Below are 19,084 nucleotides of genomic sequence, written 5' to 3'. Positions count from 1 at the left end.
ATTGACAAGGAAAGAAAGTATAAGTTATAGTTTCTACTCATGGGCAGTTAGCTCAGCCGGTAGAGCAGAGGCCTGAAAAGCCTCGTGTCCGCAGTTCGATTCTGCGACTGCCCACCATTTTTCACTTACAGTTACGTTAACAGAGAGGCTTCAATGCAGAAAATATCCCACCTTCCATAAATAAAAAAACAAGCAGCGGCCTTCAAGATATGCAGGCCGCTGCTTGTTTATAATATTTATTTTTTATCAAGCTTCTTGATGACCTCATCCGTTATGTCTACTGCAGGATCAAGGTATGCAAGCGCGTTCCTGTCTCTGAATATCATGATATATCCCTTGTTTTTGGCTATATCCTTCAGGATCGGGTCTGCCTTAAGCAGTATATCAATAACGAGCTCCCTATCCTTCTTTGCAAGCATTTCCTTGGCATCATCAACAATCCTCTTGAACTCCTTTTCCTTAAGCTGCATCTTGTCGATCAGCAGCTTAAGCTCTGCCTGATCAGCGCCTTCTTTCTGACTCTCAGCCTTAAATGTTTTGTTAAGTTCTTCAAATTCAGCGCGCCGTTTGCTGATCTTGACATTTTCTGTGTCCTTCAGTTTCTGAATATCGGCATTGGCCTTCTTGCCCATTTCAGAATCAGATACTATCTTCTGCACATTAATAAAACCCACTTTGTCAGCCGCATATGAATTAACACAGAACAACAGCACAACAGCAATTGCAGCAATTACTATCTTCTTCACAAATACATCCTCCTTCTCAAGATTAAGGTTTACATAAAAAGACGGATAGCCACCCAGGGCAGCTATCCGTCTCTGTTTCAGCTATTGCCCTACTTGTTCGCCTTCTCCTTCTCTAACAAACCCATCTCCCCAAGAGACGTTACCAGCGAGATATCCATTACAGATATGGATTCCTCGTGGAAGGTTCTGTACTTCCAGGCCTCGTCAGTCAGGCTCCATTCATCGGCAAATGAGCTTACTACGTTGTTAATGTAGAGGTAGTATGCTTCATTCAGGTCTCTATTCGTCTGGTCGTTAAGAGTCGGGTTCTCAAAGTACCAGTTGCCTATCCTTACTACACCCGGTGCGATCAGGTCATTGTGGTATGTCGGGTAGCCCGGAATCTGAGGCAGAGGATAATCAATCCTTATGTTCCTCTGGTCGTCGAACCTCGAGCCTCTGAGCATCCAGCCTGACCTCAACTCGCTGGGATCTCTTGGCGATGTAAGCACAAGATCAAGGAACTCAACATTGAGCACAGGAGTGAATTCAAGGCCTATCGTTCCTGTCCTTATCACCGTCTTGTATGCATCTATCACACCCTCTCCGTCATTCCAGTCCGTTACGGTATGGCTTACCTGGCTGAAGTCTGTTGTCCCGTCAATGTCGCCTGTTAAAGCGAACAGATAGGCTGTATCAGTAGCGATAACATCCATGATAGTAATATCACCGCCGTTTGTAGCTGTCAGGTATACATCACCCTCCTGGTCATCTACATGATATGGGTCATTGACCAGGCCGTCATTATCAAAGGCATTCACATACCTTGCGATTATGTCTCCGTCATTGTCTATAGTGATGTCACCATCGTCTGTAACGGCTTCAATGTCAAGCTCAAAGCCGCCTGTCTGATTGTATATGATATTTGAGGCATCATCGCCAAGCCCTGTGCCGGCGTCACCGCTTGTTGTGAGCGAAACCACTGTATCAGTTGTAGCAGCATTGTCAATATTTATATCAGCATCGACACTTGTTACATTGCCGGTTACCGTTGTCCCATTGATATGGAGAACATCTGGGAATGCCGGCAGCCTTCCTGCGCCAATGCCTGAAGCAGCGTTGAGAATAATAGTCGGAGCAGCTATCTCCAAATCTCCAGCAAATGGATGAGTGTTAGCGTTTATTGCGCCTACTCCGTCTGCGAGTCCATTAGTGTTACCCGGGACAAGGTCGTAATCAGTGTTGTCATCAGCTGTAATGCTTACAGTTCCGCCGGTCCTTACGCCTCCAAGCAGATCGCTGCCCAGCACTACATTGTCAGTAGCTGTCATGGTTATCGTGCCTGTGCCGCTTATCGTATCAGCTGATGTGGCCATTACGATGTCGCTGTCAAGTGATGGGAAGAGATTGTCAAAGCCCGGCCTAAGCACGCCCTTATTGTAATCAACACCGGCATGGTAGCTGATGTTTCCGGGGCCTGCTGCCATCACAGTCACACCTGCATTCTGGTAGATGTCATCACCGGCATAGAGTGTAATGTCACCGTAACCGTTAAGATCACAGTTTGCGGCATTTGTACATGTTGCAGTCACATCATCATTCAGTATCAGGTCATCAGCAACTGTCCTGCCCTCTGCAACAAGTGTAATATCACCTGCTCCAACCTCATAAGGTTCGCCGCTGCTGCCGCCGTCATTCGTGACCGGCGCATCAATGGTGAGCGGGCTGGCCGCTATGATCGTTATGTTGTCATCCACCATGCCGTCTGTTATAGTCACACCGTCTGGCTGGCCGCTGCCTTTGAGCGGGGTGATGGCTGATGCGTATGCGCTCATGTCGACCACATAGAGGCCGTCAATGACGTTTACATCTACGTCGCGGATATGTATGTCGCCGTCCACAGTTGTGGCTGCTGCCTCTCTCACTGTCGTTTCGATAGAGTTAGCGTCAGTGCCGATGCCGTGCTCTGCAATGAGAGCAACTGAGCCGTACTGCTCGTCGACCACTATATCAGATACACCTGTTGCGCCATTAGCGCTGTCGCCTGCGTCGAGTATGGAGCCGTTAATACTCTCAAGCACCACCTCTATCTCTGTCGCAACATTATGAGTCGTTGTCAGCTGGCCGACGATTATATCTTCGTCAGCAGACATCCTGATAAGTCCCTCGCCTGCATCTATGACAGTTGCGTCCGCTCCGGCAGGATAATCCGTCTCATTGTTGTCAGACATTATTATGGCCCCGCCGTTGCCGTCATCAGCCACAGCATCATCATCTGCCTCAACTATCACGTCGCCTGCAAGTGTCTGAATCGTATCAGGCCCGTAAACATCAGCTATCGTCACATCGCCCTCAAGACCGAACTCGACATTATCATCAGCAGTAAGCGTTATGTTGCCGGTGTCAGTATTGTTTATCGGAGCGTTGATGATCAACCTGCTCAGCCTGTCGTCAGTTAAGTTTGTTTCATTTGCATCAAGTACGATATTGCCGTCGATGGCGCTGACACCCTCAGAGTCACCCATTCCGTTATCATCAAGAAGTGTGATAGTGCCGTCAATCGTCCTGAGCGTTATCATGCCTGTAGTCGCGGTCTCATCATTCGCAACGCCGTTTCTGAGCTGTACTACATCTATATCACCGCTCTCAAGAAGATCGATATTGCCTGCCGCTATTATCACATTGGTAAGATTCTCAGCATCTACTGAATCCCCATCGATCTCAAGAGCCGCAGTTGCAGCAGGCGGTACGAGTGTTGACCCGATGCCTGTAACCGCATCCAGCACTATGCGTCCGTTCGGAGCGATAATATCCTCTGTCCTCGGGTTTGTGCCGCCCGCGCTGTCACCGCCGTCAACAATATCCCTGTTCTTGCTCGTTACCACAACCGCCGTATCCGTATCATTGTTTGTTATAAGCTGGGAGACAGTAACACGCTCATCGGCGTTCAGTGTGATAGTCCCGAGATCAGTATTGATCAGCGAGCCGTTAAGCATGTAGATCACGCCACCTGAACCATTATTGTCATTGTCAAAGTCAGCCCTTACCAATACATCGCCGAGTATAGAGTTCACATCAGACAGGACATTGTCAAAATTGACATTATCATCAGCCTGAAGCGTGATGTCTCCGAAAACAGATGTTATGGCATCGCTTATCTCAAGAATACCGACCGTATTACCGGCTGCTGCTCCGCCATTAGCCATTATGTCTATCGTGCCGAGGTTGCCCGTTGTAACCGGGGCATCGACATCTATGCGGCCTGCTGTCGTGTCAATGTTTACCAGGCCGCCTACTGTCGTGATGGCTCCATTAATGTCGATTGATGAATCAGGAGCATCCTCACTGTTCAGGATGGTTACACTGCCGTCAGGGCTCGGCCCGAATGTGCTGATCGTGTTATCAATTATGATAGTGTCTGCGCCGGCGTCAAAAGCGCCTGTCATATTGATATCAACTTCACCATTCCCTCTCGTAGTTATACCGACTCCGCCAAGTCCTACACTGCTGACCAGTATGTTATCACCTGCGTCAACAAATATGTCTCCGTCATTCTCCTGCGTCAGGCCGTCTATTCTGAGAGCGTTAAGCTCGTTTATATCTATGTCGCCTGAGAGGGTGTTTCTGCCGGTTATTTCAGCTACCTCAGTCTCAAGGGAATTGCCATCACCAGCTCCTGTAGCAGAGTCAATGAATAACTCACCCGAGACAGTTCTGATATACGCGCCGGTTGTCTGCGAAATGCTTCCAAGTGTTGCGTCGATGTCTATGTCACCGATTCCGCTCACAACATAGACAGTGTCATTAAGAATTACGCTGTCCTGAGCGGTGATATTGATGACATCAGTGTTGTCAGAAAGGTTCCTGTCGCGAGCTGTCACTATGTCAGAAGAGATATTGTAGCCTGTCAGAGTTATCTGCTCGCCAATCACTGTTGAACCAGAGCCTACGCCTGCGAGTGTGTACATGGTCAGGTCGCCTGCGCTGCTTGAGTCTGTATCTGCGTTGAGTGTCACATTACCGGCATTTACTGCTGTGCCGGTCAGGTCAGCGTCTGCAGTGATGGTTACAGGGGCGCTGATGGCTATGTTATTTGCTGCATTACCTGTCACATGGCTGTCAGCAGTGATATTGCCTCCCATATCAATGGTACCGCCGCTTGATGTGAGCGACACATTACCCACTACCGTATTGCCTATTGTGCAGATAGCAGTTCCGCTTCCTATTGAGCCCTCCGTCTATAGTGACGTTTCCTCCTGCAAGCATGTTACCTGCCGACTGCCAGGCAACTCCCTCATTAGCATCAATATCTATGTCGCTCGCGCTGCCAGTGCCTGCCCAGAGGTCATCGCTCATCCTTGCGTTGTTCTGAGCAGTTATCGTGATATCACCTGCGGTGTCCATCCTTGTCGTGCCTGTCGTGGTGTCTGCATATATCCTGTCCACCTGCACGTTGTAGCCGCTAACATTGATGTCATCGCCGCGTACGATGAAGTCGCCCATCGTTACGTCACCGGCGCTGTCACTGTCTGCGTCTGCTGCTATTCTCACATCTCCGTTATCGCCGCCGTTCTCATCTGCCGTCAGGTCTGCGTTTATAGATACGTTGTTGTCAGCGGTTATGATTATGCCGTTCCCGGTTCCATCAGTTGTAACGACCGAACCGTCATCCTCTGCAGTCAGTGTGTCATTAATAGTAATGTCATGGCCTGCTGTCATCGTTATCTGGTCATTCTCACTATCAACAAAATCACCTATCGTGATATCAAGGCCTGCTGTAACGGTTATGTTTCCACCTGCATCAAGCGAGCCTGCTGCACCGGTTGTCACATTGCCTTCTGTTCCGTCAATGTCTATTGTCCCGTCAGTCTGGCCTGCCAGTACAGCATCACCTATTGTTGCGTTGTTCTGTGCATTCAGGTCAACATTACCGCTTCCGTCTATGGCCCTGTCCGCTGTCAGCTCTGCAGCCGCTCCGTTTGTCCTTATATTGTAACCGTCGATTCTTATGTTCTCTCCGGTTATCAGAGCTGTTGACTCGAAATCGCCTGAACTGTCGCTGTCAATGTCTGCCCTCATGTCCACATCACCTGCATTGTCACTATCCGCATCTGCCGTCACTATGTCATTTACAGTTATGTTGTTGTCTGCCACAACTGTTACACTGCCGTTTGCAATCACCTGATTACTGATGGTTACGTCATACGGGTCGATATCGATATTCAGCTCTTCCGTGCCATCCCTTGCATCAAGTCCGTATGTTACGCCAGATGCATTTACTCTGATATCTCCATCTGCAGTAAGCTTGATAGCTGTCGTGCCTGGAGTACCGGCTGCATTAGGCATGTTGTTGGCATTTGCCACCACTTCTATCACATCAATGTCTTTGCCAGCTACTATCTCCACGCCGCCGTTTGTCGCAAGGATTGTTCCGGCGGTCTGGTTTGTGCTGCCCTGTGTTGATGTGATCTCTATGTCACCATTGACAGCGCTAACTACCGTTGTATTGTCATTGATGGTCACATCATGCTCACCTGTTATAGTTATCTTCGTGCCTGCCGTGTCTGAACCATTTCTTGCTGTAACCACATCTGAGGTCACATTGTAACCTGTAAGCGTTACACGCTCGCCTGTTATGGTTGAGTCATCATTGATAGTCAGGTCTCCGGCACTGCTTGAGTCTGTATCAGCATTCATTACAACATCACCTAAATCGCTCAGGTTATTATCAGCTGTGATATCTGCGCTGTTGCCTACGACTATATTATTAGCCGCATCTACAAACACATCGTCATTCGCAGTGATATTGCCGTCTATTGAGACAGAGCCGTATGCTGACTCGATATCCACATCTATGCCGATAGCAGTTGTGGCTCCAATCGTGCCGTCAAGATTGACCCCTGATCCGCCGTTAATGTAGACGTTGCCGCCTGCAAGCATGTTACCTGCCGTCTGATTAGCGAAGCCTTCATCAGCATCCAGATCTATGTCGCTGGCAGCGCTTGTCCCTGCTGTCAGGTTGTTATTAAATGTGGCATTGTTCTGAGCATGTACCGTGATATCACCGTTTCCATCCATTACTGCCGGTGCTCCGGTGTTGTCAGCGGTGAGCGTCATTACCTGCACATTGTAGCCTGCTATGTTGATATCATCGCCATAGATAACAGAGCCTGCGCCCATAGTCACATCACCTGCGCTGTCACTGTCCGCATCTGCATCAATATCAACATCACCGTTATTGCCGCCGTCTTCATCAGCCCTGAGTACCACACCTGAAGCTATCGCTACATTGTTGTCAGCGGTCATGATTATGCCGTTGCCGGTTGCGTCGCCGCCGTCATCTTCTGCTGTCACTGTGTCGTTGATCGTGATGTCATGGCCTGCTGTCATCGTGACCTGGTCATTCTCTGTGTCAACAAAGTCGCCTATCGTGATATCAAGGCCTGCAGTCACCGTTATATTTCCGCCTGCGTCAAGCGAACCCGCTGCTCCGGTCATCGCGTTTCCGGCTGTTGCCGTTACAGTAATCATACCGCTTGTCTGGCCTGCTGTAACAGCGTCACCAAACGTGGCATTGTCCTGCGCCGTTACTGTTACATTACCAGCTCCGTCTCCAGCCCTGTCTGCTGTAAGCTCTGCCGCTGCTCCAAACGTTCTGACGTTATAACCATTGAGTGTTATGTTCTCACCGGTTATCAAATCTGTTGATTCCAGATCGCCCGCGCTGCTTGAGTCGCTGTCAGCAGTCATTGTCACATCGCCATCATTGTCAGCAACTCCGGCATCTGCAGTCACTATCCCATTTACATCTATGTTGTTTGCAGCATTAACCGTCACATGCCTGTTTGCATCGATCAGTTCGTCAATATCAACGGAACCGATACTTGAGGTTATCAGCACATCACGCCCGATATTAGTCACATTACCTATCGTGCCGTTGAGGTCTACTCCTGCTCCGCCTGAGATCGAGACATCTCTGCCTGCGGTCATATCACCGGCGGTCTGAGTTGCCATACCCTCTGTTGCTGTGATGGTTATATCACTTGCTGCCAAGCCAAGGCTTGTGCCTGCTGTAAGGTTATCATCCATCCTCGCATTGTTCTCTGCGGTTATCGTGATGTTGCCGTTCGTGTCCATGGTTGCTACACCTGTTGAGGTGTCTGCAAGTATCCTGTCCACCTGCACGTTGTAACCGCTTACATTGATGTCATCGCCGCGTATTGTAAATGCCGCGCCCATTGTAACATCACCCGCACTGTCGCTGTCAGCGTCTGCACTTATCCTCACGTCACCATTATTCCCGCCGTCTTCATCTGACGTCAGGTCTGCGTTTATCGCTACATTGTTATCAGCGGTCATGATTATGCCGTTTCCGGTTGCGTCGCCGCCGTCATCTTCTGCTGTCACTGTGTCGTTGATCGTGATGTCATGGCCTGCTGTCATCGTCACCTGGTCATTCTCAGTGTCAACAAAATCGCCTATCGTGATATCAAGCCCAGCCGTCACCGTTATGTTTCCGCCTGCGTCAAGCGAGCCCGCTGCTCCGGTAGTCACATTGCCTTCTGTTCCGTCAATGTCTATAGTACCGCTTGTCTGGCCTGCTGTAACTGCATCACCGATTGTCGCGTTGTTCTGTGCATTAACATCTACGTTACCGGCTCCGTCTCCAGCCCTGTCTGCCGTAAGTTCTGCCGCTACTCCGCTCGTCCTGATGTTGTAACCGTCAAGCCTGATGTTCTCACCGGTTATCAGGGCTGTTGATTCCAGATCGCCCGCGCTGCTTGAGTCAATATCAGCTCTCATATCCACATCACCAACATTGTCAGCAACTCCGGCATCTGCCGTCACTACCGCATTGACAGTGATATTGTTGTCTGCAACAACTGTTACATTACCGCTTGCAGAGACCGCGCTGTTGATATTTACATTCCACGGATCAATTGATATGTTGAGATTCGGGTTAATTACAGCCAGGGTATCTACCGCTACCAGTCCGGTGCTTCCGGAGTTCACATTTACATCTCCGCCCGCTGTCAGCTTGATGGCGTTAGTAGAGCCGGTCATATTATTGGCATTGGCTGTCACTGCTATTACATCAATGTCATCTCCGGCTGATATCTCTACTCCGCCGTCTGTGGCGAGTATCGTGCCAGCGGTCTGATTAACGCTGCCTTCTGTTGCAGTGATATCTATGTCACCGTTCACAATACTTGATACCGTTGTGTTGTCATTGATGGTCACATCATTCTCACCGGAAATGGTTATCATTGTGCCTGCCGCGTTTGAACCATTCCTTGCTGTAACCACATCTGAGGTCACATTGCGGCCTGTCAGGATTACCTGCTCGCCTGTTATGGCTGAGTTATTGTAAATTGTCAAATCTCCCGCACTGCTTGAGTCTGTGTCAGCGTTCATATTTACATTACCGGCGCCGCTCAAATTATTATCAGCGGTAATGTCAGCGTCAGCACTGACGCCTCCCACGACTATGCTGTTCGCAGCATTTACAAATATATCGTCATTCGCAGTGATATCGTCAATGATGTCAACACTCCCCATGGAAGAATCGATAAACACATCATTTCCGATAGCGGTGCCTGTTCCTATCGTGCCGTTGAGGGTAACGCCTTCCCTGCCGTCTATATCTACATTTCTGCCTGCCAGCATGTTGCCTGCAGTTTGTGTTACATCCCCTTCTGCGGCAGTAATGAGAATATCACTTGAAGTGCCGGGACCGGCTGTAAGGTTGTCATTGAGGACAACATTGTATATTGCGTCGATATCGATAGTGCCGTCATCCGCACCGCCTGAAATATCAGCCGTAAGCGTATCTACCTGTACATTGAAGCCGCTAACTGTGATAGCGTCAGCTGTGATCGAAGAATCTGTATGCATCGACACGCTGCCGGTGCCGCTGTCATTGTTGTTCTCGTTTGCCCTGACCGTCACTGAGCCTTCGCCTGAAGATGTCACATCAGCCGTTCCATCCATCAAGCCTACATGGTCATTAGCGAGTATCTGTACGGCATGGTCTCCGGCTGTGGTTATCGCAGCATAAGAGAATATAGAGCCTGCTGAGCCGTTTGCGTCAAGCAGTATATCGCCATCCACCGCAACAACTCCGAGGCCGCCGACTGACTCATCCGCGATCGTTATGGTGCTGCCCGCTGTTGTAAGCCTTATGTCGCCTTCGCTGCCGCCGTCAGCATTGGTAGCATCGTTGTCAAGCTGGATGACTGTAACATCATCTGTCTCATCGATGTTTATATCACCGTCCGCAGTGTTAGTAGCGTTTGTTACGTTTTCAACATCCAGTGAATTTGCGGATGTCTCGATCGCAACATCTGTTCCAGAGCCTGCTGCATTACCTACTCCGGTTGCGGCAGTAATCACTACACGGCCGTTGTTTGCGTCTATGTCTATATTGGTGTCACCGCCGTCTATTACAGCTGCTTCTGAATTTATCGTAACTGCTGTATTAGTGTTGTTTGATGTCTTGAGACCGGTAAGCGTTATATCCCCACCGGCAATTCCTGTGGCAGTAGACATCGTTATCGTGCCTGTGCCAGAGGTTATAGTCGCGCCGTTGGCCATAAATATTCTATCGCCGTCGCTTGCTGCGCTGACTCCGTCGGCATTGGCAATTATAGAAACATTACCCTCAGCAGGAGAGGAGATAAATCCGTTACGCCCGCCTGCTGTGTTGCCGAAGGTCACGCTGTCATTAGAGGTAATTGTCACATAGCCTTCTTCTGTAGTGATACCGTCATTGATTACAACATCTGAAGCCGCGCCGCCTGCCGTCAATCTGACGCTGCCGCCGTCAACCACGCCGCTTCCGTCAACCGCAATAATTACAGGCTCTGTGTCATCGCTGTTATCTACCACAGTGATAGTACCGTTAGTGGTCACTACCCTGATAAAGCCGTTGTTATCGGTCTGCTCAGGTGACATCTGGACTATTTTATAAATATTCATAGCATCGGTCTCAGCAATGTCAATATTACCGGATACGGTATTCTCCATCTCAACACCTAATACCGTGGTCTCGATCGCGTCGGTTGCTGCACCGCCTGATGCTGAACCTGCACGGCCTACGCCTGTCACTGTCTGAGTGAGGAGACGGCCGCTTGCTGCAACAACATCAACAAAGGCGTCGCCTCCGTCAACTATGCCGGCGCTTGTGCTTGTAAGTTCAACCGCGCCATTGCCGGTTGAGTTAGTCGCATTGGTCGTGAGCAGGCCGCCGAGAGTGATGTCCTCGTCAGCGCTTACGATTATCTGGCCTGAACCTGCATTGACCAGAATCTGGTTGTCCATATGTACCTGGCCGCTTGCACCGTCGGCAACGCCGTCAGCATCAGCAGTAATTGTTACATTGCCTGCACCAAGAGCTGTCACATCACCGTCTGAAGAGGCTGTATCAACAAGCATGACATCGTTGTCAGCTGATATGGTGATAGAGCCGCCCGTGCCAGAACCTGTGCCTGTTGTTACAACGTTTTCAAGTATAACGTCGCTTGTCGCGCCGTTTGCATCAAGGAGGATATCTCCGCCTATAGCTATTACGCCGAGGCCGCCTGCAGCAGCGTCGTCAACCGTGATCGTTCCGCCTGCTGTAAGAGCTATGTCGCCGAGATCAGCATCATTATCAAGCTGTATAACGGTTATGGCGTTAACTTCATCAATCCTGATATCGCCGCTCGTGGTGTTATCCACATCAATAGAAGCAACCGCTGTCTCAAGAGCCGCGTCAGCGGGGTTCACAACATCCGGGTCAGGATCTACGTCAACAAGTGTGGAACCGACGCCTGTTACAGCATCAATGACCACCCTGCCTGAGTCAGCTTCAATATCAATGTCAGCATCGCCGCCGTCTATGACTCCGCCCGCGGTGGTTGTGATGACGATAGCAGTTGATGTTGCATTGGTGGTTTTCACGCCGCCGATAGTTATGTCGCCTCTTGCATCCATTGTTATAAGATCATCACCGGAGTTGATCATAGCTCCGTCAGCCATGAATATTCTGCCTACGCCTGCAACACCCATTGCATTCACATCAACATATCCGGAGGTTGTTGTAACATCACCGGCAGCTGCAAAGTTGACATCGTTTGTATCTGATGTCAGGGTCACTGTTCCGTTTACCGCGGTGACAGCCGCGTTGATGTTCAGGTCTTCGTCATTGGTTGTATTTGCGTCATGAGCTATTAAGGTTATTGTGCTTGCCGGTCCTGCTGTGCTTACCGCACCGTTTACAGTCAATGTGCCGTCATTTGTCTGAATGTCAACATTGCCCGCAGTTGCTGTTGAATTGGTCGCGCCAAGCACGATCAGGTCGTTGTCTGTTCCTACTTCATAAATATTTATGTTTCCGCTTATTGAGTTAGTTGCAAGAACTGTCCTGACATTGGTATCTATGTCATTGGCAGAACCGATGCCTGTCGCAGCTCTCATTATCAGGTCATCAGCTGTTACTACCGCTGTCTCAGCGGCAAGAACCTCTGTTATAGCTCCGACATTGTTCCCAAGCAGGTAAGTGTTATCGTCAGCGCTGATGGTTACATCACCAGCCGTAGAGATAGCGCCGATGGTTATGTTCTCAGTAGCGGTCATCATAATATTGCCGCTTCCGCTTGTTATGGTTGCTAAAGCATCCATAGTTATGTCAGAGAATCCCGCGCCTGCATATCCTGCTCTCGGGATTCCGGCGTTCCAATCAACACCGGCATACATGCTGATGCTTCCTGAGCCGGCTGCGGTGACAGCTACATCGCCTGCAACACCCGCGTCCTGGATAATGTCATTTCCGGCATAGAGTGTGATATTTCCGTTACCGCCTGATGCTGTTATATCATCATTGATCGTCATAATATCAGCAGCGGTTGTTCCGTCCGCAACGAGCAGTATGTCACCGCCGACTGCGTCTAAAACAGGAGCGCCTAATGCAACCGTAAGCGGGCTTGAGGCTATGACTGTAATATTGTCATCTGTTGTCTCAAGGCCGTTTCCGCCGGTTATGGACACTCCGTCAGGGCCGGTAAATGCGCCGTCATTTGCGAATCCGAATGCAACTGACGAATCCACTATGGTCAACGCGCCTGTGTTCTCAATGTTGATGTCGCCGCTCTGCGTTATTGCAGCCAGCTCATTGACCTGCGTGTCAAGCCTGTTCTCAGGCCTGTCATAATCATCCGTGCCGATTCCTGCTCCTGCCTCAAGCATGAGGAGTTCGCCCTGTATGTCAACATCCTGGTCGCCAAGCGGCTGGTCTGTCGTATTGTATTCAACTATCCTTCCGCCAGCGGCAGTAGCTCCAAGATATACATCATCATCAGAATGTATGAAGTTTACCTCCATGTCACCTGACTGTGCATCGATAGATATGTCATGTGTGCCCGTATCGTCGCCATTGCCTGTGTCTGACTGCACATCAACTACAGTGGTAGCAGCACCCGTCTCAAAGGCGAGTCCGTTTGTTATAAGGATGATGTCACCGTCGTTGGTGTCAACTGATTCAAGAACTATACCGTTGTTACCTAAAGTCCCATCGTCCGTTTCAGTAAGTATGATGTCACCAAGCAGAGTTGAATCGGCAGTCAGCGTTCTCACGCTCGTTTCAATATCAGCCTCGCCTGTCCCTCCGATATCATTCAAAGCGATAAGGGTCAACTCATCGCCTGTGATGTCAGTAGCTCCATCCTGCGGACGAACCAGAACAGGTATGTTCGGAGAACCGTTGTGTTCAAATATTGAGCCGTTGGTCGCTGTCATAAATATGTCGTCTGTGCCAGCGTCTCCGACTGTTCCTACATATATGTTGCCGCCGACATCAAAGGTGGTTACTGTAATATCATCATCAGCAAATGCACTATTGAGCCATATATGTGCAGGGTCAGTTCCGCCGGTACCGAGACTGGTGAGCGTAATGTCAGTGCCGAGGCCGTTCGCGCTGATATTCCTGACGTCGATATAACCACCGGCTGTTATCGTGATATTACCATCAACCGTGCTTGCGTTTGCCAGCATAACATCATTCGGATCCAGTATAAATATGTCGCCTGAAGATGAAGAGGTAGTTGCGTCAAGAACATTGGCGTCTATCTCAAGTTCGTACTTCTTACCGATGCCTATGCCTGCCCTGAGAGTTACAACATCACCGGTTATATCAACAGCAGCGTCCTGTGTTTGCGCAGGCGGCACCATAGTTACCAGCTCATCGATATATCCGTTGGTCGCTGTGATCGTTACATCCCTTCCAAGCACTATCGGAGACGGGTTGCCGACAACATCTATGGATATGTCGCCGTAATCCGCAATAATATTAATATCGTCGTCAGCAAGCACAGAGCGCAGGATCATGCCGCCAGCATCGGTGTATAAAGTCACGTCACTGGTCGCGCCATTGGCATCTATGATAATAGCGTCTATGCCCTGTGTTGCAGATGCTCCGTTATTCGTTATTGTAATATCACCGTCTGTTGTTGTAGCAGAGTCAACCGTAAGCCCGCCGCCGCCTGTCTGGTCAAAGTTGATATCAGCAAGGGTACCCACGGTGGCAAGGGTTGTGAATGTGCTCTGAGAATTCGTGTTCTCGATGTCAATACCGGCCGCGCCTGCACCGGTGGTGTCTGCAAGGATCGTGTTAGCCTCAATGTCGATGTCGCTTGTTGTAATACCGATACCGTTTGCAGCGGTCATCGTAACGGTATCACCTGCGACATATTCATCTTCTGTTCCAGCATCGTCATCATCTATCACGCCTGCTGTGGCTTCAAGGGTAACATCCCCTGTGTCCGTTGTCCTGACCTCATCAGAAAGCAGAAGGTCGTTGCCTGCCGTCATGGTAATATCGCCTGCCATGGTGCTGTTAACCGGCGCATTTATATCAATATCGTTTATCGCTACGATGTCAATATTTCCTTCAGCATGCATGCCGTCTCCGCCGATGGTTACATCGAACGGCGGGTCGATATCTATGGAGCCGCCTGAGTCTATCTCACTCTCAGTTCCTGCAAGAGTGAAACTTCCGCCGGTTAAGTCTGCGGTATTCGCAAATTCATAATTGGCTGTTATCTTTATGTCGCCGTTACCAACCGTCCTTACTACGCCGGTGTTGGCGCCTGAGCCTACATTGATGTCCTCGCCCTGAAGCGTTATATCGCCGTCAATGGACGTTATTGAAGATAAGTCATTCTGAGCGATATTAAGGTTACCAACTCCGCCCTGGTTTGAGTCAGCTGTTATATTGATCGTGCTTGATCCGTTAACAGTGATGTCAGCATCGATATTAACGTCATCATCTGCGTCAATATCAACATATCCTCCGGCATCAATATCACCGTTTAAATTCACAGTATTATCAGCGGTCAGCTCTACATAGTCAGCTGCGGTCAGGTTACCGTCAACATCAATGTCACCACTGTTAGCTTCCATGTCGATGTGCCCGGTTATGGCAGTTACATCATCTTCCGTCCAGATGCTCGTGTCAGCCGTAATATTAACGCTTCCGCCTGCAAGAAGAGGCGAACCTGAATACGCATCAATATAACTGTTATATGATGTCAGAGAAATATTTCCTGAGTTAGCTGTGATTGAAGAAGCATTTAACTCAATAGAGTCGTCTGCGACTATATCTACATATGTACCGGCAGCTATCGGAGCATTCTCCAGATATACATAACTGTTGTTTGAATATATCTCTGTATATGTGCCCGAACCGATGCTTGAATCAATGGTTGAGCCAATGATATCAACCGATGTGTCTGCAGTTATATCTACAGATGTCCCGGCAGTTATCGGGGCGTCTTCAATATACACATACGATGCGTTTGAGTAGATCTGTGCATACTCACCGGCGTTAATATCAGAAGTGTATATATCTACTGAACCGTCAGCGCTTACAGAAGCATACTCACCGGCCCTTACAAGGGTGTCGAGCATATATATATAGTCGTTGTTGGCAAATATATCAACATGGCCTCCGCCAGTGACAACAGAGTTGTCAATATATATAGAGCTGGAGTTTGTATAGACATCAACATCAGTATCTGCACCAATGTCCGAGTCAGTTATATCAACATAAGTATCAGCATATACATCAACATAATCTTCTGCTTTAACTGTTGAATTATTAACTTCAACATAACTGCTATCCGCCCATGTGGCAAAATATGTGCCTGTGTTAATGTCTGAATCAACAATATAAGTCCTGTAATAACTGTACAGATCAGCATATGAGCCAGCATTTATCGAAGATGTGTCAATAGTCAGGTCGCCGTCATTGGCTATCATATCCACGGAAGTGCCTGCGTCAATAGCTGAATCAAGAAGATCGATCTGATAATTTGTATTCTCAACGTACACAGATGTGCCTGCTGTAATGCTTGAAGAATTCTGAATTGTCACAGTGTTCCATGAAGCTATATCCACATATGTGTCTGCGCCGATGTCGGAATCGTCAATATAAACATTATCATTTCTGCCGTCTATCTCGACATAAGTGCCCGCGCGTAAGACAGAGGAAACAACATCAACATATTCATCAGCATCTAAATGGACATAGTCACCGGCTGTTACCCTCGCATTTGAAAGTTCAACCGAACTATCGCCAGAATACATATCAACATACGTACCTGCGCCAATATCCGAGTCAGTTACGATTACCTCATAATCAGTCGCCTCCATGTATACAGAAGTGCCGGCATCGATTCTGGAAGAGCCCTGAACCTCTATACTGTCATCTGCATAAATATCAACATATGTGCCTGCGCCTATGTCAGAACCGTTATAGATCTCAACATCCTCGTTCCTGCCCTCGATGTAAACATTGGTGCCTGCACGTAGAATTGAATTGTCAATATCAACATCATACTCCGACTCTATACTGGTATTCGTTCCGGAGTTAATCGACGAATCAGAAATGTCAATATTATTATTGTCTACATACAAATCAACATAGCCTGCAATAGAGGTCACGGAAGTGCTATTAATGTTGATATTGTCATCCGCATCAAGGTCAACATTGCCTCCGGCAGATATCCCGGCGTTTATTGTGAGATCAAGAGGTGTATCAATTGTTACGGTGCCGTTGCCTGAGTTTGTAACACCGTTGCCGTCAACCGTGAGGCCGTTTGTGGAAACCGTATCCGCTTCAATTATTTCAACATCGCCGCTTGCGGTATTGACCGCTTCCACTGTTGTAACATCTGTATCAACGTCTATCCCGGTTGCCGCGCCCATATCAAGGTCAGGTACGGTGATGAGCCCGCCGCCGCCGATTATGGCTCCGTCACTGCTGAACATATCTACATGTGTAGCAGCGGTAATGTTATTGCCGCTCATGTCGATATCCCAGCCTGCCGCAATCTCAACGTGCCCGGCTACTGCTGTTACATCATCGCCTAATGTGACCTCCTCACCTGCATCCATGGTGATGTTTGTTGTAGCGTCAATTGTATCGGTTGTGATTATGTGGCCTGTTTCAGCTACAAGGTTTACGTTAACCGTGTTGAGATCGCTGCCGATAGCCGCATTAATATCCAGATTGCCTCCTGCACCGGCATTGACGTCTGAGGTAGCTGAATCAACCGTGCCGTCAAGCGTCATGTTCTGTCCGGCAGCAAGTGTTACCATGCCCTCTGCGTCTATTTCGTCAAGTGCAGCGTCCTGTCCTGCTGTAACGGTAATTGTTGTGCCGGCATTTGTATTAGTGTCAAGCAATGCTGTGGTCGTTACGTCGTGGCCGCCGGCTATATTAATAAACCCGCCTGCTGTAACATCACCTGCTACAGTTACATCCTGGCCTGCACTCATTATTACATTGTTGTCGGCATCTATCGTTCCGTCTGTATCAATACTGCCCAAGGCAGAAGCAAGTGTTACGTTATTTCCTATCGTTGTCCCGCTTCCAACCGTACCGTTAAGGTCTACTCCTGCTCCGCCTGTCACAGTAACATCACCGCCTGCAAGCATGTCGCTGCCGGCTCCTTGCTGTGTTACTATGCCCTCTATACCATTTACTTCGATGTCGCTTGAGGCGTCTGTCCCGGCTGTAAGTGTATCATTCAGCGTGACGTTGTTATCTGCTGTTACTGTGATATCTCCGGCTGCATTCATTACGCCTGTGCCTGTGTTATCTGCTGTTAACGCATCCACCTGTACGTTCTGGCCGGTTATTTCGATGTCATCGCCGTAAATGGTGAAGTCGCCCATTGTAACGTTACCGGCACTGCTGTTGTCTGCATCAGCATTGATCGTTACGTCGCCGTCATTGCCGCCGTTTTCGTCTGCAAGGATATTGGCGTCTATGCTTACGTTGTTGTCGGCATTGACCGTCACTCCGGTCTCTGCTGTTATTGTGCCGTTGATATCTGTGTCATTGCCGCTTGTCAGCGCTACGTTGGCTAATTCGCTGTCTACTGTTGTGCCGAGCGTTATATCAAGCCCAGCGTCTACTGTTATCGCGCCGCCTGCGTCAAGTGTCCCGCCTGCTGCGGTCACTGCATTGCCGGCTACCGCGTTGATGTCTATTGTGCCGCCTACAAGATCTCCACCTGTCACCGCACCGTTCAAGGTCGCGTTGTTCTGCGCGTTCACTATTACGTCGCCGTCTCCAACTCCGTTAAAGTCAGCTGTAAGAACGCCTGCTGCTACATTATATCCGCCTATTGTTACGTTCTCTCCAACTATCGTTGCGCCTGTGCTTACGAAATCTCCGGCGCTGCTTGAATCATTATCAGCTGTCAGGTTTGCATTTCCTGTGTTGTCGTTGTCACTGTCTGCTGTTACTGCTGCGGTAACTGTGATATTGTTGTCTGCCACTACTGTCACATCACCGGTTGCCATTACTGCCGCACCTATTGCCACGTCAACAGGGTCTATTGAGATGTTAAGTCCTGCAGGGCCAGTTGCTGTAAGCCCGGTCCCGGTTATGCCTACGTTACCGTCTGCCGTGAGTTTGATAGCGTCTGTGCCGAAGTTATTGGCATTGGCATCAATATTGATTACGTCAATATCTCTGCCTGCTACCACTCTCACTCCACCGGCTATCGCCTGGATCTGGCCCGCTGTCTGCTCCATGTCTCTGCCTGCCGTGATATCTACGTTGCCTGTGGTCGCTGTCACGTTATTGCTGACCGCTGCGTCTTCATCGGCTGTCATTGTTACGCTCGTCTGCGCTATCACCGTGTTGCTGGTTGTGATGTCGTTGCCTGCTATTATTGCTACTGTCGTGGTATCGGCTGTTACTGTGCCTGCCAATGTCACGTTGCCGCTTGTGCCTGTTACGGCTACGCTGTTACCGTTGATCGCTCCGGCTGCCGCTGATGTTACGTTCCTGCCTCCGGTCACTGTTGCTA

3 protein-coding genes and 1 tRNA gene are annotated in these 19,084 nt (G+C 49.2%); 1 reads left to right on the top strand and 3 read right to left on the bottom strand.

The window, feature by feature from the left end:
- Nucleotides 1-41: 41 nt before the first annotated feature.
- Nucleotides 42-117 (top strand) — tRNA-Phe (locus HY807_10045).
- Between the two features lie 119 nt (nucleotides 118-236).
- On the opposite strand, the gene HY807_10040 is transcribed toward HY807_10045, so the two are convergent.
- From HY807_10040 to HY807_10030, 3 genes are all read right to left on the bottom strand, one after another.
- Nucleotides 237-746, bottom strand: a complete 510-nt coding sequence (locus HY807_10040) for an OmpH family outer membrane protein (protein MBI4826740.1) — start codon at nucleotides 744-746, stop codon at nucleotides 237-239.
- Between the two features lie 89 nt (nucleotides 747-835).
- Complete coding sequence (locus HY807_10035; GenBank protein ID MBI4826739.1) at nucleotides 836-4,900, bottom strand: hypothetical protein; 4,065 nt, start codon at nucleotides 4,898-4,900, stop codon at nucleotides 836-838.
- A 1-nt stretch (nucleotide 4,901) separates the two neighbouring features.
- Nucleotides 4,902-19,084, bottom strand: a 14,183-nt coding sequence (locus tag HY807_10030) for a hypothetical protein (GenBank protein ID MBI4826738.1), incomplete at its 5' end; no start/stop codon positions are given.

Source organism: Nitrospirota bacterium, assembly GCA_016207885.1.
Taxonomy (GTDB): Bacteria; Nitrospirota; Thermodesulfovibrionia; order UBA6902; family UBA6902; genus JACQZG01.
This window is presented reverse-complemented; position numbering and strand designations above follow the sequence as displayed.